The following is an 18,958-nucleotide window of genomic DNA, read 5'->3' as shown; positions in this document are numbered from 1 at the left end:
CTAACGTAGGGGCATGCCGGAAAGTCCCCTCGCCATCGTGACCGGTGCCTCCCGCGGGATCGGCGCCGCCGTCGCCCGCGCCCTCGCGCCTGCGTACCGCGTGCTGCTCGGCGGCCGCGACGTCGACGCGCTCGCCGAACAGGCCGCCGAGTCGGCGAACGCCGAGCCGTGGCCGGTGGACCTGAGCGACCTCGACGGCGTGCGCGCGGCGGTCGCCGGCATCGACCGCCTGGACGTGCTCGTCCACTCGGCGGGCACGGCTGAGCTGGGCACCGTCGAGCAGGCCGCGCCCTCGGCGTGGCGGAAGAACTTCGAGGTCAACGTCGTCGCCGTGGCGGAGCTGACCCGGTTGCTGCTGCCCGCGCTGCGGGCCGCGCACGGGCACGTGGTGATCATCAACTCCGGCCAGGGCCTGTCCGCCCGCGCCGGCTGGGGCCCGTACGCGGCGAGCAAGCACGCGGTCCGCGCGTTCGCCGACGCGTTGCGCGCCGAGGAGCCCGGCATCCGCGTCACCTCGGTCTACCCCGGCCGGACCGACACCGAGATGCAGCAGGCGATCATCGCGGGCGAGGGCAAGGAGTACGCCCCGGACCAGTACCTCCGGCCGGATTCGGTCGCCGCGGCGGTGCTGTCCGCGGTCACCGCCGGCCCGGACGCGCACATCTCCGACGTGACCATCCGGCCCCGCCCGCACTAGACGTCGGGTCCGAGTGAGCCGACGAACTCGCGGAAGTCGCCGGCCAGCGCGTCGAACTCCGCGCGTGTGCAGGTGAGCACGGCGCGGACGACGGCGCGCTGTCCCGCCCCCTCGCCCATCGCGAGGTGGACCTCGCTGCGCACGAACGTTTCGTCGCCGACCGTGAACCGCAGTTCCTGCACGAAACCGCCGTCGCCGATCTCCTCACCGCTGAGCACGGTCACCTCGTCGGCCGTTTCGCGCAGTTCCTCCGCGGATTCGGCGGCGACCTCGCGCAACGGCGTGGCGACCGGCCACATCCCGCCGGTCAGCATGATCCCGGCGGTGGCCGACCGCACCGCGGCGAAGGCGGCGTCCCGCGACGGCACCGGTTCCCAGCCGTCGGGCAGTCCGAAGTGGACCGGAACGGGCAGTGTCATCCGAACAACCCCTTGAGGGACTTGCCGACGTCGGCGACGTCCTCGCCGAAGTCCTTGATGCCAACGCCGGCGGCCTCGATGCCGTCGCCGACCGCGTTCGCGGCGGATTTCGCGGTCTCCGCGACCTTGTGCCCGTCGACCTGCAGGTCGAACCCGACCTCGCCGCCGATCCCGAGCGCCGCCCCGGCGTTGCCCTTGATGTGGAACTTGCCGTCCTCGCCCTTGCCGACGGTGAACCCGGCCTCGGCGCCGAGACCGGCCCAGCCCTCCGCGGTCGCGCCCGCCCCGACGCCGCCGACGTCGACGGCGCCACGCACGCTGCCGCGCGCCCCGGCGAACACGCCGGCCTTGGCCTCGACCACTTCCTTCGTGGCTTTGAGCCCGGCGCGGCCGCGGACGCCGAACATGCCTTCCGCCTTGCCGTCGAGACCGAGGATGCCGTAGTCGACGCGGCCGGTCGCGGTGCTCTTGACGCCGTCGATGGTCTCGGCCTCCAGGATGAGGCCCTTGTTGTTCAGCGCCGCCTGGAGGTTGGTCTCGATGCCGACCATGGTCTCGACCTTGCCGGTGAGCGTCAGGTCGCCCTTCTGGAGCTTGCCCTCGGCGACCTGGTGCAGCAGGTAGGCGTAGTAGCGGTAGCGGCCCAGCTTGCCGTGCTCCGGCGGGATGAACTTGCTGCCGTTCTCCCACGTCTTGATCGACGAGCTGCCACTGGCGTCCCATCCGCTGGTGATCGCGTCGACGAGACCGCCGATCGCGCTGCCGGCCGCGGCCTCGATCGTGCCGATGACCCGCGCTGCGTCGACGGCTTCGCGTTCCAGCTGGTCACGGGCCCGGTCGAGCACTTCCCGCGCCTGCTGCTGGAGCTGCTCACCCTGCCGCACCGCTTCTTCCGCGGCATCCTCGGCGGCCTGCCCGGCGGCTCGCTCGAGAGCGCGGCGGCCGTCGTTCCACAGCTCGATCGCCTCCCGGGCCTGCTCCTGCGCCCAGCGCAGCGTGTCGGCGTAGCGGCTCAGCCCGCCCGCGGCGGCCGCCAGGCTGTCGGCCGCCTTCAGCCACTGCGGAGGCAGCCGGTCGACCAGCTCGCCGAAGGCGTCGGAGGCCGCGCCCTGCCAGCCCGGCACGCCGAAGCCGGCCAGCCCGGAGCCGACGCCCTCGAACTGCTTCGCCTGGTCGAGCAGGGTGCGGACGTGCTCGACGATCGTGTCCGGAGAGCCGGGGACGAGCGCGCGGGGATCGTCGGTGGAGCCGAGCTCCGCGCTCACCGCCCGGCCCGGCGGATGGCGGCCTCGTTGTCGAGCTCGGTGCCCTGGAACAGCGTGGCCGTGTCCCGCAGCGCGGTGCCCGTCAGGCCGACCCGCTCCTGCAGCAAGCGCGCGGCGATGCGTGCCAGCCCGGTGAACTCGCCGAGCCTGCTCGCCAGAGCGGGGTCGCCGTAGACGTCCGCCGTCGCCACGATCCCGGCGAGCGGCGAATCGTCCAATTTGGCCAGTACGTCACCTAAGTGACCTGCGGCTTTGTTCAGCTCATCCGGCTCGGCGTCAAGAACTCCCCACACGTGCTCCGATGTAAGCCAGCGGGCGGGAACGGGCGGTGAACGAGCGTGTGAGCGGGGGTGAACCGGCCGCGAAGATCAAGATCGCGCGATTCCGTTGTGCAACGTTTTGACCACGGTGTCCACAATGCCGTGCCGGGGCACGCCGGACAGCTCGCCCTCGGTGTGCCCGGTGTACACCAGCGCCCACAACACGCGCTGGATCCACTGTGGAGTGAGCCCGGGGTCGAACACGCCCTCCGCCTGCCCGCGTTCGATGAGGGCGATCACCGGATCGTCCGGCGGCGTGCCGCCGTCCGGGCCGTGCTCGGCCAGCACCCGCGGGTCGCCGAACAGGAAGACCAGCCGGTCCCCGACCGCCACCATCGCGGCGACCAGCCTGCGCATGGCGTCCAGCGCCGGTCCCCGGTCGATGGCGGCGTCGGCGACGGAGGCCTCGATGGCGGCGATCGAGTCCTCGACCGCGGCCTTGATCAGGGTCGCGCGATCCGGGAAGTAGCGGTGCAGGGTGGTCCGCCCGACCCCGGCCGCGTCGGCGATCTCGGCGAGTTTGGCCTGGTAGTCGCGACCGAGGAGGGTCGCGGCGGCGCTGAGGATGGCGGCGCGGGTCCGGTCGCGGGTGCTCACGGCGACAAACTACCGCCTTGCCATACTGGGTCGTGAGAGTACTGTTGTGGAACAAAGATGTTCCACTCTGGGGAGGGCGAAATGCGGATCCTGGTGACCGGCGCGACGGGCAACGTGGGCAGGCTGGTGGTGGACGAGTTGCTCGCCGCGGGCGCGTCGGAGGTGCGGGCGCTCACCACCGATCCGGTGCGGGCCGCGCTGCCGCCCGAGGTGGAGGTCGTCGAGGGCTACCTCGGGCGCGTCGAGACGCTGCCCCGCGCGCTGGAGGGCGTGGACCGGATGTACCTGGCGCCGCTGACCCGGACGGTGCGGGAGGTGACCGAGCTGGCCAGGGAGGCCGGCGTGACGCGGATCGTCGACCTCGCCGGGCCGGAGGGCAGCTGGTGGTACGACATCGAGAAGGCGGTCGAGCATTCCGGCATCCCGTGGACGCACCTGGAGGCCGGCGAGTTCATGACGAACACGACGATCTGGGCCGACCAGATCCGGAGCCGCGGCGAGGTGCGCGAGGCGTACCCGCGGGCGGCGAACGCGCCGATCGCGCTGGAGGACATCGCGGCCGTCGCGGCGAAGGCCCTGCTGGAGGACGGCCACGAAGGCGCGGCGTACGGGCTGACCGGGCCGGAGACGCTCACCCGCGCGGAGCTGGTGGCGCAGATCGGGCAGGCGCTGGGGCGGGAGATCCCGCTGGTCGAGGTCTCCCACGCGGACGCACTGGCCGACCTGACGGAGACGATGGGCGCGGACGCGGCCGCCTGGTACCTGGACGGTTGCGCCGAGATGGCGGAGCACCCGCAACCGGTTTCGCCTGCGGTGTCACGGGTGCTGGGCCGCCCGGGGATGAGGTTCGCCGAGTGGGCGGTCGCGCATGCGTCGTTGTTCCGCTAGGCGGGGCGCGCGGTTGGCGGCGCGCGCCGAGCGGACGGACGTGCCGCGGCCGCGAACGCTGGGCGGGCGTGAGGTTCGCCGAGTGGGCGACCGCGCACGCGTCGTTGTCCGTGCGGCTCGCGAGGTGCGGGTGCTGGGCCGCCCGGGGTTGTCGTTCGCGGAGTGGGCGGCCGTGCACGTGTCGCTGTTCCACTAGGCGCGCAAGCGGGCGGCGGCGCCGAGGTGGCGGAGTATCCGCAGCCGATCTCGCCCGCGGCGTCTAGGGTGTCCGGGCACGGCCCACGCCGAGTGGGCGGCCGCGCGCCTCGTTGGCCGTCAGGCGCGCAAGCGTGCGGCGACCTCACGGGTGCTGGGCCGCCCGGGCATGAAGTTCGCCGAGTGGGCGGCCGCGCACGCGTCGTTGTTCCACTAGGCGCGCAAGCGTGCGGCGGCGCCGAGATGGCCGAGCACCCCGCAGCCAGTCTCGCCCGCGGTGCTAGGCGCGCAAGCGCGCGGCCGCATCGCGGGCGGCGGACTGGACCTTGCCGCGGTCGACGCGCACCGGCTCCCGGTCCGACACCACCTGTTCGCCTGCCACCCAGACGTCCCGGACCTGCCGCGAGCCCGACGCCCACACCAGGTTCGAGATCACCTGCTCGTCCGGCTCGTCCAGGCCGGTCGCGAACGCCGGGCCGTCCGGGTCCACGTGCACGAAGTCGGCCCAGCGGCCGGGCTCCAGCGCGCCGATGTCGGTCCGGCTCAGCGCGTCCGCGCCGCCGCGGGTGGCCAGCAGCAGCGCGTCCTTCGCCCGCAGCGCGGTCGAGTCCTGTGTGGACAGCCGGGCGAGCATCGCGGAGAGCTGGACCTCCTCCCACAGGTCGAGGTCGTCGTTGCTGGCCGGGCCGTCCGTGCCGAGCCCGACCGCGACGGCTGCCGCCCGCAGGTCCGTCAGCCGCGCGATGCCGGACGCCAGCTTCGCGTTCGACCCCGGGCAGTGCGCCACCCCGGTCCCCCGCGCGGCGAACAACGCGATGTCCTGATCGGACAGGTGGACGGCGTGCGCGGCGAGCACCCGCCCGCCCAGCATGCCGACCTCCTCCAGCAGCCGCGGCACCGAGCCGAACTCCGCGCGCTGCCGGGCGTCCTCGTCCGCCGCCTCGGCCACGTGGATCTGCACCAGCGCACCCCGCGCCGCGGCGGATTCGGTGACCTGCCGCAGCGCCTCGACCGGCAGCATGTACGCCGAATGCGGCGCGTAGGACAGCTCGATCCGCTCACCGGGGCCGAACCGCAGACCGTCGGCGTCGATCCAGCGGTCCGCCACCTCGATCATGCGCCGCCAGTCGACGCCGGGCAGGTCGATGATCGGGCCGCCGAGCACCGCCCGCGCACCGGTCTCCAGCACCGCCTCGGCCATCTGCTCGGCGAAGAAGTACATCTCCGCGCTCGTGGTGACGCCGTGCCGGAGCATCTCGACCGAGCCGAGCAGCATCCCGGCACGCACGTCCTCCGCGCGCAGCTTCGCCTCGGCAGGCCAGATGATCTCGTTGAGCCAGCGCAACAGCGGCAGGTCGCCGCCCATGCCGCGCAGCAGGGTCATCGGGCTGTGCGCGTGCGCGTTGATCAGGCCGGGCAGCAGGATCCCGGTCAGCTCGGTGACCGGCAGATCGCCGGGCGCCTCGGCCGCGAGACCGCAGAACGTGATTCGCCCGTCGTCGCCGACGTCCACCACGCCGTCCCGGATGACCGAGCAGGCCGGATCGCAGGGCAGGACGACGGGGGCGCGGAAGCGTTGCGGCATCCTGGGATTCTAGGTCTCCTGCCGGGCCGTGGCGGCCAGCGACCCGAGCAGCGCGAGGGCCTCGGCGCTCGGCGAACCCGGTTCGGCGTGGTAGACGACGAGCTCCTGCCCCGGACTGGACCGGACGTCGAAGGTCTGCATGGTCAGGGTCAGCGGGCCGACCTCGCGGTGCACGAACTCCTTGCGCTCCAGGCTCTTGCCGCGGGCGTCGTGACCGGTCCACAGCTCGGCGAACTCCGGGCTGGCCGCGAGGAGCTCGGCGAGCACCTGCCGGACCCGCGGGTCGTCCGGGTTCTTGCCGTAGCCGAGCCGGAAACCGGCGACCGAGTTGCGCGCCACCTCGTGCCAGTCCCGGTAGAAGGTGCGCGCGGCCGGGTCGGTGAACACGACGTGCATCAGGTTGCGCGAGTGCGCCCAGTCGTGGAAGAGCGCGTCGGCGATCGCGTTCGAGGCGAGCACGTCGTAGGCGAGGTTGTAGACGATGGCGGGGTTGTCCGGCCAGGCGCTCATCAGCTGCAGCAGGCTCGGGTCGACGCGAGCGGGCACCGCGGTGAGCCGGGTGCGCGGGCTGAGCCCGGCGAGGCGGAACAGGTGCTGGCGGCCGTCCTCGCCGAGGCGGAGCGCGGCGGCCAGTGCGTCGACCACCTGCGCCGACGGGGTGCGCTCGCGGCCCTGCTCCAGGCGGACGTAGTAGTCCACGCTGACGCCGGCCAGCAACGCCACCTCCTCGCGGCGCAGGCCGGGCACGCGGCGCTGGCCGGTGCTGGGGAGGTTGACCTCGTCCGGGCGCACCTGGGACCGCCGGGAGCTGAGGAAGTCGCCGAGTTCGGACCGTGCCATGACGCGATCGTAGGTCCGCGGCGGCGGTGCTACCTGGGTGCAGCGCTCCCAGGAAGACCGCGCCCTGCCACGGTCCGGCCGCCCGGGCCACGGTCGGTGCCATGAGCAAACTCGATCTCACCGGGCGGGTCGCCGTCGTCACCGGCGCGGCGCGCGGCATCGGCCGGGCGTGCGCGGAGTTGCTGCGCTCGCGGGGCGCGCGCCTCGTCGTGACCGATCTGCGGGAGTCCGTGCACGAGCTGGCCTCCGACGACGTGGCGGTGCTGACCGGCGACGTCGCGGACGAGGAACTGGCCCGCGCCACGATGCGGCTTGCGGTGGAGCGGTTCGGGCGGCTGGACGTGCTGGTGAACAACGCCGGGCGGACGCTGAACAAGCCGGTCACCGAAACGAGCGTCGAGGACTTCGAGGCGATCCTGCGGGTCAACGCGCGCGGCAACTTCGTGCAGGCGCGGGAGGCGTTCCGCGTGATGGCGGCCGCCGGTGGCGGGGCCATCGTGTCGATCGCGTCGGTGTCGTCGGTGGTGGCGTTCGAGACGCAGACCGCCTACGCCGCGTCGAAGGGCGCGCTGGCCCAGATGACGCGGGTGCTGGCCATCGAAGGCGGACCGGTGGGAATCCGCTCGAACGCCGTCCTACCGGGCGTCATCGACACCGACATCATGGAGGGGGTGGTCGACAACGGCCGCGAAATGCTCGCCTCGTTCGGCCCCGCCCACCCCATCGGCCGCATCGGCAAGGCCGACGAGGTCGCCGAAGCGGTGGCATTCCTGTCCTCCGACGCGGCGAGCTTCGTCACCGGCGCCCTGCTCCCGGTCGACGGCGGCTGGACGGCGCAGTGACTCAGCGCGGCAGCATGGGTTCGAGGCTGGTGGCCAGGTCCTGAGCCGCCGCGCAGGCTTCCGCCTGCAGGTCGGCGGAGAGCAGCACGACGGTCGTCGCGGCCGGGGCGTGCCCGGGGACGTCGAGCACGACCTCGCACGTGCCGGGGCCGGTGAACTGGCCGATCAGCGCCTTGCGGCCGTTGACGTCGAGCGGCGCCGCCTCTGCCGGTTCCCCCTGCTCGTGCTCCAGGGCGATGCTCACGGTGCCGTAACCCGGCCTGGACGCGCCGCACTCGTTCCGCACGCCGATCGGCCTGCCCGGCGTGAACCCCTGTCCGGCGAGCAGCTGGTCCAGGACGGCGCAGGCGGCCAGCGGCTCCAGCGGGTCCGCGGTCGGTGCCGCCGTCGTCGGCGCCGGCGTCGGCCTGTCGCTGTCGGTTGTCGAGCAGGCCCCGAGACCGGCCGCCGCGACGACCGAAACCACCCACGCCGCCCTGCGCCCCATGAACGGACAGCCTGCACCCTGCGCGGCTAGTCCACCAGCCCGCTGCGCCACGCCCAGGCCGCGACCTCGACGCGGTTGCGTGCGCCGACCTTGCCCTGCACCGCGGCCAGGTGCGTCTTCACCGTCGACAGGGACATGTACAGCTCGGCGCCGATCTCGGTGTTCGTCAGGCCGCGGGCCGCCGCCTTCACCACGTCCAGCTCGCGCGCGGTCAGCGGTTCCTTCGGCGGATCGACCTGCCGCCGGGCGGACGCGCCCTCGAAGTGCTTCAGCAGCCGCACCGTCACCTGCGGCGACACCAGCGCGTCGCCGCGGTGGGCGGCCCGGATCGCTTCGATCAGCAGCGCCGGTCCGGCGTCCTTGAGCAGGAAGCCGCTCGCGCCGTTGCGCAGCGCGGTGTGCACGTACTCGTCCAGGTCGAAGGTCGTCACCACCACGACCTTCAGCGGGTCGGCGACGTCCGGCCCGGCCAGCTGGCGCGTCACCTCCAGCCCGTCCAGCCCGGGCATCCGGATGTCCAGCAGGCACACGTCCGGCCGCAGCTCACGGGCCTTCGTCACCGCCGCGACACCGTCCTCGACGTCGGCGACCACCTCGATGTCGTCCTGCGCGTCGAGGATCATCCGGAACCCCATGCGCACCATGCTCTGGTCGTCGGCGATCAGTACGCGAATCAAGCCTCTTCCTCCACCGGCAACCACGCCTCCACCACCCAGCCCCCGTCCGGCGCCGGGCCCGCGGCGAGCCGGCCGTGCAGCAGCTCGACCCGCTCGCGCATCCCGACGAGACCGTATCCCCCGGAACCTCCGGCCGGACGCGTCACCACCTGGTGTCCGTCGTCGGCCACCCGGATGTGCAGTTCGCCGTCGCGGACCTCGGCCAGCACGCACGCCCGCGTCGCGCCCGCCGCGTGCTTGCCGATGTTCGTCAGCGACTCCTGCACCAGCCGCAGCGCCGAGCGCGCCACCTCCTGCGGCAGGTCCGCGGGCACCCGCACGTCGGCCTCCGTGGGGACGCCGTGGTGCCCGGACTCCACGAGCCGCCGCAGGTCCGCGTCCAGGTCCATGGTGGCCTGGTCGGTGACCGCCTCCCCGCCCGCGCGCATGCTCCCGACCAGCCGCCGCATCGCGGTCATCGCCTCGGTGCCCGCGGCCTCGATGCGTTCGATGACCTCCAGCGCGACCTTCGGGTTCTGGTCGGCGATCACCTTCGCCGCCTGCGCCTGCACGATGATCCCGGTGACGTGGTGCGCCACCAGGTCGTGCAGTTCCCGCGCCAGCGCCATGCGCTCGGAGTTCTGCGCGTCGGCGACCGCGGCCTCGACCACCTTGCGCCGCTCGGAGTCGCGGGCCCGGAAGTACAGCCCGGCGGCCACCGCGATCCCGAGCACGAGCACCGCGGCGATCACCAGGTCGCGCAGGTCCGACATGTCCGCCCGGCCCCTGCCGCTGACCACCGTGGTGAGCGTGGTGAACGCGACCGCGGCCGACATCAGCGCGATCGCGCCCCACGCCCGCTTCGGCTCCACTGACCGGACCAGCAGGACCACGACGATGATCCCGGCGACGATCTCGGTGAACGGCAACGCGCCGTAGCCCAGCAGGTACTGCCGCGGCGCGATCCACAGTGCCGCCGAGGTGGCGAAGATGATTCCGGCGAGCAGCAAGCCGGCGCGCAGCGGGCGGCGGGTCGCGTACACGGCCGTCGCGGCCGCGGCGAGCGAGCAGGTCAGCGCGGGCAGCGCCCGGATGTTGCTGTCCAGCAGCTGGTACAGCTCCAGGAAGACGGGCAGGCTGAGCGCGCCGATCAGCGGCCACTGCTCGCGCACCAGGTCACGCACCGCGCTCTCCTTGCGCGGCGCCTGCCCGCGCCGGAACTGCAGCCCGGTGAGCACCACGGCGACCAGCAGCACCATGCCGAGCAGCATCGTCTCGCTCAGCCCGCGACTGCCCGAGCCGTTGCGGTAGGCGGTGGCGAACAGGGTGGCGAGCACCAGCGTGGCGGTGCCGATGATGGACTCCGCCCACCGCACCCGCCGCACGCAGAAGAACACCAGCTCCAGCCCGGCGACGGTCTCGCTCAGCGACACGTTGCTCAGCAGCGTCGTGTACGCCGCCGCGTCGGTCGCCCGGATCAGGAAGGTCGACGCGAACAACGTCGCGGCGCCCGCGAACACGGCCACCGCGGGCCGGGTCCGCGCCCACAACGCGCACGCGCCCAGCGCGACCATCCCGGGCAGCAGCAGGAGATCCCGGCCCCGCGGTCCCAGCGAGTCCACACTGGCCGGCAGCACCACCGCGAGATCGCACAGGAAGGCGGCGAGCAGCAGGACGCCTTCGAGACCCAGCCATCGCCAGGCCGAGGTCACGCGATCGGAGAACGGCACAACGGAACGGTAGAGGATCCGCGCGTCCCCGCACCTTGGCCGCCCGGCCACCCCGTATCGGCCGATCGGCCGATACGGGCACCCCGCCCCACCTGTGAACCTGCTGTGCGGGAACAACGGAAGGGGAAGGTTCATGACTCCACAAGGGAGTGTCGTGTTGTCCGGGCGGGGGCTCGTCAAGCGGTACGGCGAGCAGGTGGCGCTGGCCGGCGTCGACGTGGACGTCCACGCCGGGGAGGCGCTCGCCGTCGTCGGCCCGTCGGGGTCGGGCAAGACGTCGCTGCTGCACGTGCTGGCCGGGATCCTGCGGCCGGACGGCGGCGAGATCCTGCTGGACGGCAGGCGTGTCGACCAGCTGTCCGAGACCAAGCGCAGCGAGCTGCGGCGCACCGAGTTCGGTTTCGTGTTCCAGCAGGGGATGCTCGTGGCCGAGCTGTCCGCGGAGGAGAACGTGGCGCTGCCGATGCTGCTCGGGGGCGCCAAGCGCCGCGAGGCGATCGGCGCGGCGCGGGAGTGGCTGGGCCGGCTCGGGCTGCGGGGCCGGGAGGGGTCCCGCCCCGGTGAGCTGTCCGGCGGCCAGGCGCAGCGGGTCGCGATCGCCCGCGCGCTGACGCACCGGCCGAAGGTGATCTTCGCCGACGAGCCGACCGGCGCGCTGGACACCCGCACCGGCAAGGACACCATGGACGCCTTGCTGGTCGCGGCCTCGGACTCGGGCACGTCAGTGGTCATCGTGACGCACGACGTGGAGCTCGCCGCGTCGCTGCCGCGCACGGTGACCATCCGGGACGGGCGCATCGCGGAGCAGGTGGGGGTGCTGCCGTGAGCCCGGTCCAGCTGGCGTTCAAGGTTCTGCGGGCGGACCGGCGGACCAGGACCGCCACCCTGCTCACCGCGGTGGGGGTCGCGGTGGCCACGGGTCTGGTCCTGTTGCTGCTGAGCCTGCCGTACGCGACGCAGGCCCGTGCCGAGCGCGCGGTGTGGCAGGAGCAGTACGGCTCCCGTGACGGCGGCACGCCGACCCTGTCGATCTCGTCGAGCGCCGACTACTTCGACGGCAGGCGGATCGACCGCGTGGACGTGGCCCAGCTCGCCGGCGGGGTCGCGTTGCCCGCCGGGGTGCCGAAGTTCCCGGCGCCCGGCGAGGTGCTGGTGTCGCCGGAGCTGTACCAGGCGATGAACCGGCTGCCCGCCTCGCAGCTGGCCGACCGGTTCCCCGGCAAGGTGGTGGGCACCCTCGGCGAGGACGCCCTGCGGTTCCCGGACCAGCTCGTCGCGCTGGTCGGGCACACCCCGGAGACGATGCCGGCGAACGCGAACGAGCGGAACGGGTTCGTGCCGCCGTCGGAGGCGAGGGTGGACGCGCTGCTCACCCTGCTGGCCGGGGTCGGGGTCGTGGTGCTGCTGGTGCCGAGCCTGGTGCTGGTGGCCTCCTCGGCGCGGCTCATCGCGGCTCGCCGCGAGCAGCGGCTGGCGGCCCTGCGCCTGGCAGGCGCGACACCGGGACAGGTCGTGTCGATCACCGCGGCCGAGACCGGGATCGCCGCGGTCACGGGCGCGCTGCTCGGCTGGGCGATCAGCCCGCTGCTGTGGTCGCTGGCCCGGCTGGTGCCGTGGGACGGGGGAACCTGGCTCGCCGGTGACTTCCGCGTGCCGATCGGGCTGACCGTGTTCGTGCTGGTCGCGGTGCCCGCGCTGGTGCTGCTGGCCGCCGTGCTCGGGCTGCGGCGGGTGGTGAGCAACCCGGTCGGCGCGGTCGTGCAGCACACGCCGAAGCCGCTGCGCTGGTGGCGCCTGCTCTCGCTGCCGGCGACCGCGTTGTTCTTCTTCTTCGCGATCGAGCAGGGCGACGACGTCAACCTGATCCTGCTCGGGCTCGCGCTGATGATCGCCTCGGCGATGCTGGTCGGGCCGTACGTGACGGCGGTGATCGGCGGGTTCTTCGTGAGCCGCTGGCGCAAGCCGTCCGCGTTGCTGGCCGGGCGGCGGCTGCGCAACGACCCGCGCGGCGCCTACCGCGCTTCGGCCGGGGTCGTGCTCGCCGTGTTCACCGGGTCGATGGCGCTGACGCTGATGCCCAGCTTCGACGCGATGACCGGTGGCGGCGGGACCTACCGCGACTCGGTGCTGTCGGTGGACACCTCCGGCGAACGGGCGGGGACGATCGCCGCACAGGCCAACGCGACGCTGGAGCGCTACAACCTGCCCGCCCGCGCGGTGTCGATGCCGGAGGTGACGCTGAAGTCGGTGAACGGCTCCACCTACACCGGCGTGGTCGTCCCCTGCGCGGACGCGGTCAAGGTCTTCCGCGTGCAGGCCGCCTGCACCGGGCCGGGGATCTACAGCACCCACGACCTGGAGCTCGGCGGCTTCCGGGTGGCAGGCGACTACGACGCCGAAGGCGTGCCGTTCGCCGCGGGCACCGCGGTCAAGCCGATGACGCAGACCGACGACGACGGGTACGCGCCGCTGATCATCGACCCGGCCGTCATGCCGGCCGGAGTGGTGCCGTCGTACTCGCGGGTCGCCGTCGACACCACGCCCGCCGACCGGGAGCTGGTGCGCACCGCGCTGGTCGGCGCGGCCGGCGGCGAAAGCGTGTACAGCCGGGAGCTGTACCTGGACGGCCAGCGCGACCAGCTGGACGACCTGCGCCGCGTCACCGTCATCGGGGTGACGGTCGCGGCGATCCTGGCCGGGTGCAGCGCGGCGATCGCGACCGCCGGATCGGTGATGGACCGGCGCCGCACGTTCGGGGCGCTGATGGCGGCCGGCACGCCGACCCGGGTGCTGTCCAGGGCGCTGCGGATGGAGGCCGCGCTGCCCGCGCTGGTCGCCACGATCGGGTCCGGGCTGCTGGGAATGATCGCGGGCCTCGGGTTGTTCTCGATCATTCAGGAATCCCAGAACGCCTCGGCGGTGATCAGCCCGTGGCTGGTCGCGCCGGTGGTGCTCGGGTTCGCCGTGGCGGTGCTCGCCGCGTCGGTCTGCACCCCGGCCCTGAACCGGGTGCGCGCGGAACCGCTGGCCGACGAATGAGCTCGTCCGGCCGCCCCTCGTCGGGGGAGGGGCGGCCGGTCAGCCCACGCGTTCGAAGATCAGGTCCCGGCTGATCCGGCCCTCCTGGTCGGCCCGCTGCTCGAACTTGGTGACGGGCCGCCAGCTCGGCCGCGGCGCCCAGTCGTCGAAGCGGTTGCGCAACGCGGGCTCGGCCGAGCACACCTCGAGCATCTGCTCGGCGTAGTGCTCCCAGTCGGTGGCCATGTGCAGGATCCCGCCCGGCGCCAGCCGCGACGCCACCAGCTTGACGAAGTCCGGCTGCACCAGCCGGCGCTTGTGGTGGCGCTTCTTCGGCCACGGGTCCGGGAAGAAGATCCGCACCCCGGACAGCGAGTCCGGCTCGATGTGCTCCTTCAGCGCGATCACCGCGTCGCCGTGCAGCAGGCGCAGGTTTTCCAGGCCGAGCCGCTCGGCGCGCAGCATCAGCTGCCCGAGACCGGCCTCGTACACCTCGACCGCGACGTAGTTGACCTCCGGCTCGGCGGCCGCGAGCTGCGCGGTCGTCTCACCCATGCCGGAACCGATCTCCAGCAGCACCGGAGCCGGGCGGCCGAACCACCCGGCGAAGTCGATCGGACCGGGCGGCAGGTCGGCCACCCTGCGCCCGATGTCCGCCCACTGGCGCTCCCAGGCACGCTGCTGGCCGACCGTCATCCGGCCGCCACGCTGCACGTAACTGACGACACTCCGCAGGCGGGGTTCGTGCTCGCTCTCCACCCGCCCAAGTTAGCTGCCGTCCCTGATGCGTCCTGCGTGGCGGTGCGGGTAGCGGCCCCCCGCCAGCCCGCCACCGCCCTCAACGGACACGCTTACGCGTGACAGCCTCGGTCAAGGCGGCCCCTTCCCCGACCACCACCCCTGGTGGACGCGCTCCGCGCGGCTCCGCCCGTTCAAACCCGCGGCGGTGCCCGCTGCCCGAGTGGTGCAAGCGGCTCCGCCACTTCTCCAGAGGAAAGCCCCTAGCGGACGGCCTCGAACTCCCCCAACCGGGAACGCAGGCCGCCGACCCCGTTCACGGCGATCGGCGACGGCGTCGTGCCGGTGTGGGCCGGCAACACGTCGATCCAACCGTCGTGGCGGCTGGTGGTCAGGATCGTGGTGGGGATCTTGTGCCCGGAGCGCCCGTTCTCCGACGGCATGAACTCCCAGTACCCGGATTCGCCGTCCGCGGCCCACGGCACGTACTCCCAGCCAGGGCGGCGGGACAGCAGCTGCGCCACCCGGTCCTCGATGCGGAAACCGGTCTCCCGCGAGTCGAGCCTGCCCTCCGCGAGGGCCCGCAGCCACCAGGGCGCCGGGATCATCTCGCCCCGGGCGCTCACGGCGCGGAACAACGCGAGCACTTCGGCTTCGGCGGCGCGGTGGATCCACGCGCGCCGGATCTCCGCCGGTCTCGTCGCGGTGGCCACGATCCGGGGCAACTCCACGGCCTGCGACCATTCGAGCGCGTCGAGCGGTTCCAGAGCGGGCGGATGCGCGACGGCGCGCGGGGCGGTGATTTCCTGATCAATATCCACCGTCAAGGGTCACCTCCGTGGAGTCGCCTGACGTGGTGATTCCAGAATGCCTGGTCAGAGGCGGTGCGTCCGCTTCCTGTGAGGGCGACCACAGGTGCTTTACGCGGTATTAACCCAGGGGTCGTAACAGCATCATCCGATTAATCGATTCGACCTTTCCGAAGGTCGCCGGATGCACTACAGGCGAAGGCCCGGGCCACCCCCCGAATTCGGTGGCCCGGGCCGTTCTTCTTCCCCGTGCTCCGGTCCCCACCGGAGCGTTCCTGTGGTGGTCTTCGCTCAGGCGTCGCGCTTGCGAGCCGTGGCGACCGCGATGGCCAGCAGCCCGACGGCGACCGCCGCGAAGTAGGCCAGCGACCAGCCCTGCGACAGCACCGCGGTGGACATCGGCGCGCCCGCGTCGACGTTGCGGCCCATGTTCGACGCGCCGTCGCCGGTGAGGAACTTGTTGGCGACGTTGAACGGCAGCCACTGGTAGATGTCGTCGCCGATGCTCGGGATGAGCCGGATCAGGTCCTCGACCGCGAGCGCGTAGATCAGCAGCAGCGCGATGGCGCCGGCGCTGTGGCGGAGCAGGATGCCCACGGCCACCGCGATCACCGCGGCGAGCGCGTAGACCGCGCCGACCCCGGCCACGTTGATCCAGTCCGCGCCGGTGTCCAGCGCGAGCGGGGCGTTCGGCTTGAGCAGCAGCGCCAGCGCCCACGAGCCGAACGCGCTCAGCTCGCCGATGACCAGTGCGACCAGCGCGACCACGGTCGTCTTCGCGACCAGCGCGGCGGCCCGGTTGGGCACCGCCTGGAAGGTCGTGCGGATCGTGCCGAAGCGGTACTCGGTGGTGACCGCGAGAGCGGCCAGCACCATGATCACGGCCATGCCGAAGCTGTAGCCGAACTGGGTCGAGGCGACGGTGGCGGTGAACTCGCCCCCGTCGTCGGCGTTGCCGACGACCAGGGCGGAGAACCCGATCGTGGTGGCCAGGGCCACCAGTGCGCACCACCACGGCGAGCGGGTGGTGAACAGTTTCATCCGTTCCACGGCAAGCAAAGTCATGATGTTCGCGTCTCCCCTAGTTCGCCGGCTCGAGAGCGTGCCGGGCTTCGGTCTCCAGACCGGTGTGGTACTCCACGGAATCGCCCGTGATCTGCATGAACGCCTGCTCCAGCGAACCCGTCTGCGGGCTCAGCTCGTGCAGCACGATGCCGTTGCTCGCGGCCAGCTCGCCGATCTTGTCGCTGTCCAAACCGGACACCAGGATGCCGTCGTCGGTGTCGGTGGCGCTGTCGGCGGGCAGCAGCGAGCGCAGCTTCGCCAGCTGCGGGCTGCGCACCTTGACGGTGTTCTCGCTGGCCCTGGCCACGAACTCCTTCGTGGTGCTCTGCGAGATCAGCTTGCCCTTGCCGATGACCACGAGGTTGGAGGCGGTCAGCGCCATCTCCGACAGCAGGTGGCTGGAGACGAAGACGGTGCGGCCCTCGTCGGCGAGGCGGTGCATGAACTTGCGGATCCAGAGGATGCCCTCCGGGTCGAGGCCGTTGACCGGCTCGTCGAACAGCAGCACCTCCGGGTCGCCGAGCAGTGCCGCGGCGATCCCCAGCCGCTGCGACATGCCCAGCGAGAACCCGCCTGCGCGCTTGCCCGCGACGCTGGTCAGGCCGACGATGTCCAGCACCTCTTCGACGCGGCGCGCCGGGATGTGGTTGGACTTCGCCATCCAGGCCAGGTGGGCCCGCGCCGAGCGGTTCGGGTGCACCCACTTGGCGTCGAGCAGCGCGCCGACGGTCCGAAGTGGATTCTTCAGTTCCGTGTAACGCTTTCCGCCGATGGTCACCTGGCCGCTCGTCGGATTGTCCAGGCCCAGGACCATCCGCATGGTGGTCGATTTCCCGGCGCCGTTCGGACCGAGGAAACCGGTCACCTCGCCGGGGGCGACGTCGAATGACAGATCGTTGACGGCGAGCGTTTTTCCGTAGTGTTTGGTGAGGCCCCGTGCCTCTATCATGGTTGCTCCCCTGTGCTGGTCAAAAGCCTGTTGTTCCCCGTGCGGCTCTCATGCTGACCGATCGGGGCACGCGTGCGCGTCATCCTGTGGTTCGAACTTCCCACCCGACTGCGGTAGTAGCCTCCCGCGATTCGCGTGCGCACGGGATCGGTGATGACCCTGAATCGCCCCTGAGCTTCGGGGCCCGATTTTGTCGGGGTCGGGCGTTATCGTGCCCGCATGACGGCGAAGACGGTGCTGGTGACGGGCGCGACCAGGGGGTGCGGTCGCGCGATCGCGGTGGAGCTCGGCCGGGGCGGTTCGACGGTGTACGTCACCGGACGTACGACCCGCGAGTCGTCGTCGCCGATGAAGCGGTCGGAGACGATCGAGGAGACGGCCGAGCTGGTGGACGCGGCGGGCGGCCGGGGCGTTCCGGTGCGGTGCGACTTCACGTCGGTGGCGGACGTGGACGCGCTGCGGGACCGGGTCGAGGCGGAGTCCGGCGGCCTGGACGTCCTGGTCGACGACGTCTGGGGTGGTGACCCGTTCGTCGACTTCGAGCGGCCGTACTGGGAGTCCAGCCTGGACGACGCGCTGACCCTGGTGCACAACGCGCTGGACACGCACTTGATCGCGCTGCACCGGCTGTTGCCGCTGGTGGTGCGGCGCCCCGGCGGGTTCGTGATCGAGGTGACCGACGGCGACGACGACGAGTACGTGGGCGCGGGCATCCCGTACTACCTGGCGAAGTGCGGGGTGCGGGCGCTCGGCAGGGCACTGGGCGCGGAGCTGGCGGCGAAGGGGTGCGTCGGCCTGTCGGTCACGCCCGGTTTCCTCCGCTCCGAGGCGATGCTGGACCTGTTCGGCGTCGCGGAGCCGAACTGGCGCGACGCGGTGACCGGCGCGGGCGGCCCGGACTTCGCGATCTCGGAGACGCCGTACTACCTGGCGCGCGGGGTGGCCGCGCTGGTGAACGACCCGGACGCGGCCCGTTTCGCCGGCCGCACGCTCGCCTCGTGGACGCTCATGCACGAGTACGACGTCACCGACGTGGACGGCACCCGGCCGGATTGGGGCCGCTGGTACGAGGAGGTCCACAAGGCGGGCCGCAACCCGGCGGAGGTGGACCCGGCCCCCTACCGGTGAGACGATGACCGGCATGACGACCAGAAAGGGCCATGCCGCGTAGGCGCCCCGCACAGCTGCGCACCGGCCGGACGACCTGGCCGGAGCACCGCCGCATCCCGCAGGTCGGCGGGGTCTCCGCGGGCACCCTGCGCGCGATCGCCCACCTGGAACGCACCCGGCTGCACCCAGGCGCTGTCGCCGAGGCGGTGGCCGGCTGGTCCCGGTTCGTGCACGGCCCGGCCCGGCGCTTCGACGGCTACGCCCCCGAAGACTGCCCCTGCCCCGGCTGCCAGTGGGACGACCCGGTCGTGCGCCGGAAGACGCTGGCGGCGGTGCTGGCCGCACTGCCCCGTAGGGCCGTGCGTGAGCTGCGGTCCGTCCTCCGCCCTCTGGACGAGCGCTACCTGGCGCGCACCGTCGCTGGTTCGGAGACGTATCGCCTGCGAGCGCTGCTCTTGTGACGCCACAGGCCGGAACCGTCGAGGACTGCCGCTCGGCGGGCTGCCAGTCGAGTGGCGCGGTCGCGGGTCGGGAGGGGTGGCGGCGGTGCTGGCCGCACTGCCCCGTAGGGCGGCGCGTGAGCTGCGGTCCGTCCTCTGCCCTCTGGACGAGCGTTACCTGGCGCGCGCGGTGGCTGATCCGGAGACGTATCGCCTGCGAGTGCTGCTCCTGTGACGCCACAGGCCGGAACCGCCGAGGACTGCCGCTCGGCGGGCTGCCAGTCGAGTGGCGCGGTCGCGCGTCGAAA

20 protein-coding genes are annotated in these 18,958 nt (G+C 72.5%); 7 read left to right on the top strand and 13 right to left on the bottom strand.

Going from position 1 to position 18,958, the window contains the following annotated elements:
• Nucleotides 1-13 precede the first annotated feature (13 nt).
• Nucleotides 14-697: an SDR family oxidoreductase gene (locus AMY39116_RS0338975; RefSeq protein WP_020423013.1), complete on the top strand. Its 684-nt coding sequence runs from the start codon at nt 14-16 to the stop codon at nt 695-697.
• Here AMY39116_RS0338975 and AMY39116_RS0338970 read toward each other — a convergent pair.
• From AMY39116_RS0338970 to AMY39116_RS0338955, 4 genes are all read right to left on the bottom strand, one after another.
• Nucleotides 694-1,116, bottom strand: coding sequence for a hypothetical protein (locus tag AMY39116_RS0338970; protein WP_020423012.1), 423 nt, complete (start codon nt 1,114-1,116; stop codon nt 694-696). The genes AMY39116_RS0338975 and AMY39116_RS0338970 overlap by 4 nt on opposite strands.
• Nucleotides 1,113-2,381: a putative T7SS-secreted protein gene (locus AMY39116_RS0338965; RefSeq protein WP_020423011.1), complete on the bottom strand. Its 1,269-nt coding sequence runs from the start codon at nt 2,379-2,381 to the stop codon at nt 1,113-1,115. Before AMY39116_RS0338965 ends, AMY39116_RS0338970 begins: the two co-directional genes overlap by 4 nt.
• Nucleotides 2,378-2,599, bottom strand: a complete 222-nt coding sequence (locus tag AMY39116_RS0338960) for a hypothetical protein (RefSeq protein WP_020423010.1) — start codon at nt 2,597-2,599, stop codon at nt 2,378-2,380. The genes AMY39116_RS0338965 and AMY39116_RS0338960 overlap by 4 nt, the downstream gene beginning before the upstream one ends.
• 150 nt (nt 2,600-2,749) lie before the next feature.
• Complete coding sequence (locus AMY39116_RS0338955) at nt 2,750-3,298, bottom strand: TetR/AcrR family transcriptional regulator (protein ID WP_020423009.1); 549 nt, start codon at nt 3,296-3,298, stop codon at nt 2,750-2,752.
• A gap of 81 nt (nt 3,299-3,379) precedes the next feature.
• Here AMY39116_RS0338955 and AMY39116_RS0338950 point away from each other — a divergent pair, with 81 nt between their 5' ends.
• A complete protein-coding gene (locus AMY39116_RS0338950; RefSeq protein WP_020423008.1) occupies nt 3,380-4,186 on the top strand; it encodes an NAD(P)H-binding protein in 807 nt (268 codons plus the stop codon).
• A gap of 475 nt (nt 4,187-4,661) precedes the next feature.
• Here the strand turns inward: AMY39116_RS0338950 and AMY39116_RS0338940 are convergent, their stop codons facing one another.
• Both AMY39116_RS0338940 and AMY39116_RS0338935 read right to left on the bottom strand, forming a co-directional pair.
• Nucleotides 4,662-5,966 (bottom strand): amidohydrolase family protein, encoded by a 1,305-nt coding sequence (locus AMY39116_RS0338940; RefSeq protein WP_020423006.1) that lies wholly within the window; start codon nt 5,964-5,966, stop codon nt 4,662-4,664.
• Between the two features lie 9 nt (nt 5,967-5,975).
• Nucleotides 5,976-6,806: a helix-turn-helix transcriptional regulator gene (locus AMY39116_RS0338935; protein ID WP_020423005.1), complete on the bottom strand. Its 831-nt coding sequence runs from the start codon at nt 6,804-6,806 to the stop codon at nt 5,976-5,978.
• Between the two features lie 101 nt (nt 6,807-6,907).
• On the opposite strand from AMY39116_RS0338935, the gene AMY39116_RS0338930 reads away from it, so the two are divergent.
• Nucleotides 6,908-7,648, top strand: coding sequence for an SDR family NAD(P)-dependent oxidoreductase (locus tag AMY39116_RS0338930; RefSeq protein WP_020423004.1), 741 nt, complete (start codon nt 6,908-6,910; stop codon nt 7,646-7,648).
• A 1-nt stretch (nt 7,649) separates the two neighbouring features.
• Here AMY39116_RS0338930 and AMY39116_RS0338925 read toward each other — a convergent pair whose 3' ends face one another.
• The 3 genes from AMY39116_RS0338925 to AMY39116_RS0338915 are packed head-to-tail and all read right to left on the bottom strand — an operon-like array spanning nt 7,650 to nt 10,521.
• Nucleotides 7,650-8,135 carry a hypothetical protein gene (locus AMY39116_RS0338925; RefSeq protein WP_020423003.1) on the bottom strand — a complete coding sequence of 162 codons (486 nt, stop codon included), beginning with the start codon at nt 8,133-8,135 and terminating at the stop codon, nt 7,650-7,652.
• 26 nt (nt 8,136-8,161) lie between these two features.
• Nucleotides 8,162-8,812, bottom strand: coding sequence for a response regulator transcription factor (locus AMY39116_RS0338920; RefSeq protein WP_020423002.1), 651 nt, complete (start codon nt 8,810-8,812; stop codon nt 8,162-8,164).
• Nucleotides 8,809-10,521 (bottom strand): histidine kinase, encoded by a 1,713-nt coding sequence (locus AMY39116_RS0338915; protein WP_020423001.1) that lies wholly within the window; start codon nt 10,519-10,521, stop codon nt 8,809-8,811. The genes AMY39116_RS0338920 and AMY39116_RS0338915 overlap by 4 nt, the downstream gene beginning before the upstream one ends.
• A 133-nt stretch (nt 10,522-10,654) precedes the next feature.
• On the opposite strand from AMY39116_RS0338915, the gene AMY39116_RS0338910 reads away from it, so the two are divergent.
• Both AMY39116_RS0338910 and AMY39116_RS0338905 read left to right on the top strand, forming a co-directional pair.
• On the top strand, nt 10,655-11,347 hold the full coding sequence (locus AMY39116_RS0338910) for an ABC transporter ATP-binding protein (RefSeq protein ID WP_027936616.1): 693 nt from the start codon (nt 10,655-10,657) through the stop codon (nt 11,345-11,347).
• Nucleotides 11,344-13,560 carry an FtsX-like permease family protein gene (locus tag AMY39116_RS0338905; protein WP_020422999.1) on the top strand — a complete coding sequence of 739 codons (2,217 nt, stop codon included), beginning with the start codon at nt 11,344-11,346 and terminating at the stop codon, nt 13,558-13,560. Before AMY39116_RS0338910 ends, AMY39116_RS0338905 begins: the two co-directional genes overlap by 4 nt.
• Before the next feature lie 39 nt (nt 13,561-13,599).
• Here AMY39116_RS0338905 and trmB read toward each other — a convergent pair whose 3' ends face one another.
• From trmB to AMY39116_RS0338885, 4 genes are all read right to left on the bottom strand, one after another.
• The gene (gene trmB / locus AMY39116_RS0338900; protein ID WP_020422998.1) at nt 13,600-14,298 is read right to left on the bottom strand and encodes a tRNA (guanosine(46)-N7)-methyltransferase TrmB; all 699 of its coding nucleotides are present in this window, start codon (nt 14,296-14,298) and stop codon (nt 13,600-13,602) included.
• Between the two features lie 242 nt (nt 14,299-14,540).
• Nucleotides 14,541-15,104 (bottom strand): hypothetical protein, encoded by a 564-nt coding sequence (locus tag AMY39116_RS0338895; RefSeq protein WP_020422997.1) that lies wholly within the window; start codon nt 15,102-15,104, stop codon nt 14,541-14,543.
• Nucleotides 15,105-15,377: 273 nt separating this feature from the next.
• Nucleotides 15,378-16,151 carry an ABC transporter permease gene (locus AMY39116_RS0338890; protein ID WP_027936614.1) on the bottom strand — a complete coding sequence of 258 codons (774 nt, stop codon included), beginning with the start codon at nt 16,149-16,151 and terminating at the stop codon, nt 15,378-15,380.
• A 16-nt stretch (nt 16,152-16,167) separates the two neighbouring features.
• Nucleotides 16,168-17,100, bottom strand: a complete 933-nt coding sequence (locus AMY39116_RS0338885) for an ABC transporter ATP-binding protein (protein ID WP_020422995.1) — start codon at nt 17,098-17,100, stop codon at nt 16,168-16,170.
• 219 nt (nt 17,101-17,319) lie between these two features.
• On the opposite strand from AMY39116_RS0338885, the gene AMY39116_RS0338880 reads away from it, so the two are divergent.
• Both AMY39116_RS0338880 and AMY39116_RS0338875 read left to right on the top strand, forming a co-directional pair.
• Nucleotides 17,320-18,228, top strand: coding sequence for an SDR family NAD(P)-dependent oxidoreductase (locus AMY39116_RS0338880; RefSeq protein WP_020422994.1), 909 nt, complete (start codon nt 17,320-17,322; stop codon nt 18,226-18,228).
• A 32-nt stretch (nt 18,229-18,260) separates the two neighbouring features.
• Nucleotides 18,261-18,671 (top strand): hypothetical protein, encoded by a 411-nt coding sequence (locus AMY39116_RS0338875; protein WP_020422993.1) that lies wholly within the window; start codon nt 18,261-18,263, stop codon nt 18,669-18,671.
• The last annotated feature ends 287 nt before the right edge of the window (nt 18,672-18,958 follow it).

It is taken from the genome of Amycolatopsis sp. ATCC 39116 (assembly GCF_000231075.2).
Classification (GTDB): domain Bacteria; phylum Actinomycetota; class Actinomycetes; order Mycobacteriales; family Pseudonocardiaceae; genus Amycolatopsis_E; species Amycolatopsis_E tucumanensis.
The sequence above is the reverse complement of the archived record's forward strand: the minus strand, read 5'-3'. Positions and strand labels throughout refer to the sequence as shown.

Bases quoted from the DNA above. Each gene is read 5' to 3' on its own strand.
- AMY39116_RS0338975 (WP_020423013.1), top strand. From the start codon at position 14: ATGCCGGAAAGTCCCCTCGCCATCGTGACCGGTGCCTCCCGCGGGATC.
- AMY39116_RS0338970 (WP_020423012.1), bottom strand. From the start codon at position 1,116: ATGACACTGCCCGTTCCGGTCCACTTCGGACTGCCCGACGGCTGGGAA.
- AMY39116_RS0338950 (WP_020423008.1), top strand. From the start codon at position 3,380: ATGCGGATCCTGGTGACCGGCGCGACGGGCAACGTGGGCAGGCTGGTG.
- AMY39116_RS0338940 (WP_020423006.1), bottom strand. From the start codon at position 5,966: ATGCCGCAACGCTTCCGCGCCCCCGTCGTCCTGCCCTGCGATCCGGCC.
- AMY39116_RS0338935 (WP_020423005.1), bottom strand. From the start codon at position 6,806: ATGGCACGGTCCGAACTCGGCGACTTCCTCAGCTCCCGGCGGTCCCAG.
- AMY39116_RS0338930 (WP_020423004.1), top strand. From the start codon at position 6,908: ATGAGCAAACTCGATCTCACCGGGCGGGTCGCCGTCGTCACCGGCGCG.
- AMY39116_RS0338925 (WP_020423003.1), bottom strand. From the start codon at position 8,135: ATGGGGCGCAGGGCGGCGTGGGTGGTTTCGGTCGTCGCGGCGGCCGGT.
- AMY39116_RS0338910 (WP_027936616.1), top strand. From the start codon at position 10,655: ATGACTCCACAAGGGAGTGTCGTGTTGTCCGGGCGGGGGCTCGTCAAG.
- AMY39116_RS0338890 (WP_027936614.1), bottom strand. From the start codon at position 16,151: ATGACTTTGCTTGCCGTGGAACGGATGAAACTGTTCACCACCCGCTCG.
- AMY39116_RS0338885 (WP_020422995.1), bottom strand. From the start codon at position 17,100: ATGATAGAGGCACGGGGCCTCACCAAACACTACGGAAAAACGCTCGCC.
- AMY39116_RS0338880 (WP_020422994.1), top strand. From the start codon at position 17,320: ATGACGGCGAAGACGGTGCTGGTGACGGGCGCGACCAGGGGGTGCGGT.
- AMY39116_RS0338875 (WP_020422993.1), top strand. From the start codon at position 18,261: ATGCCGCGTAGGCGCCCCGCACAGCTGCGCACCGGCCGGACGACCTGG.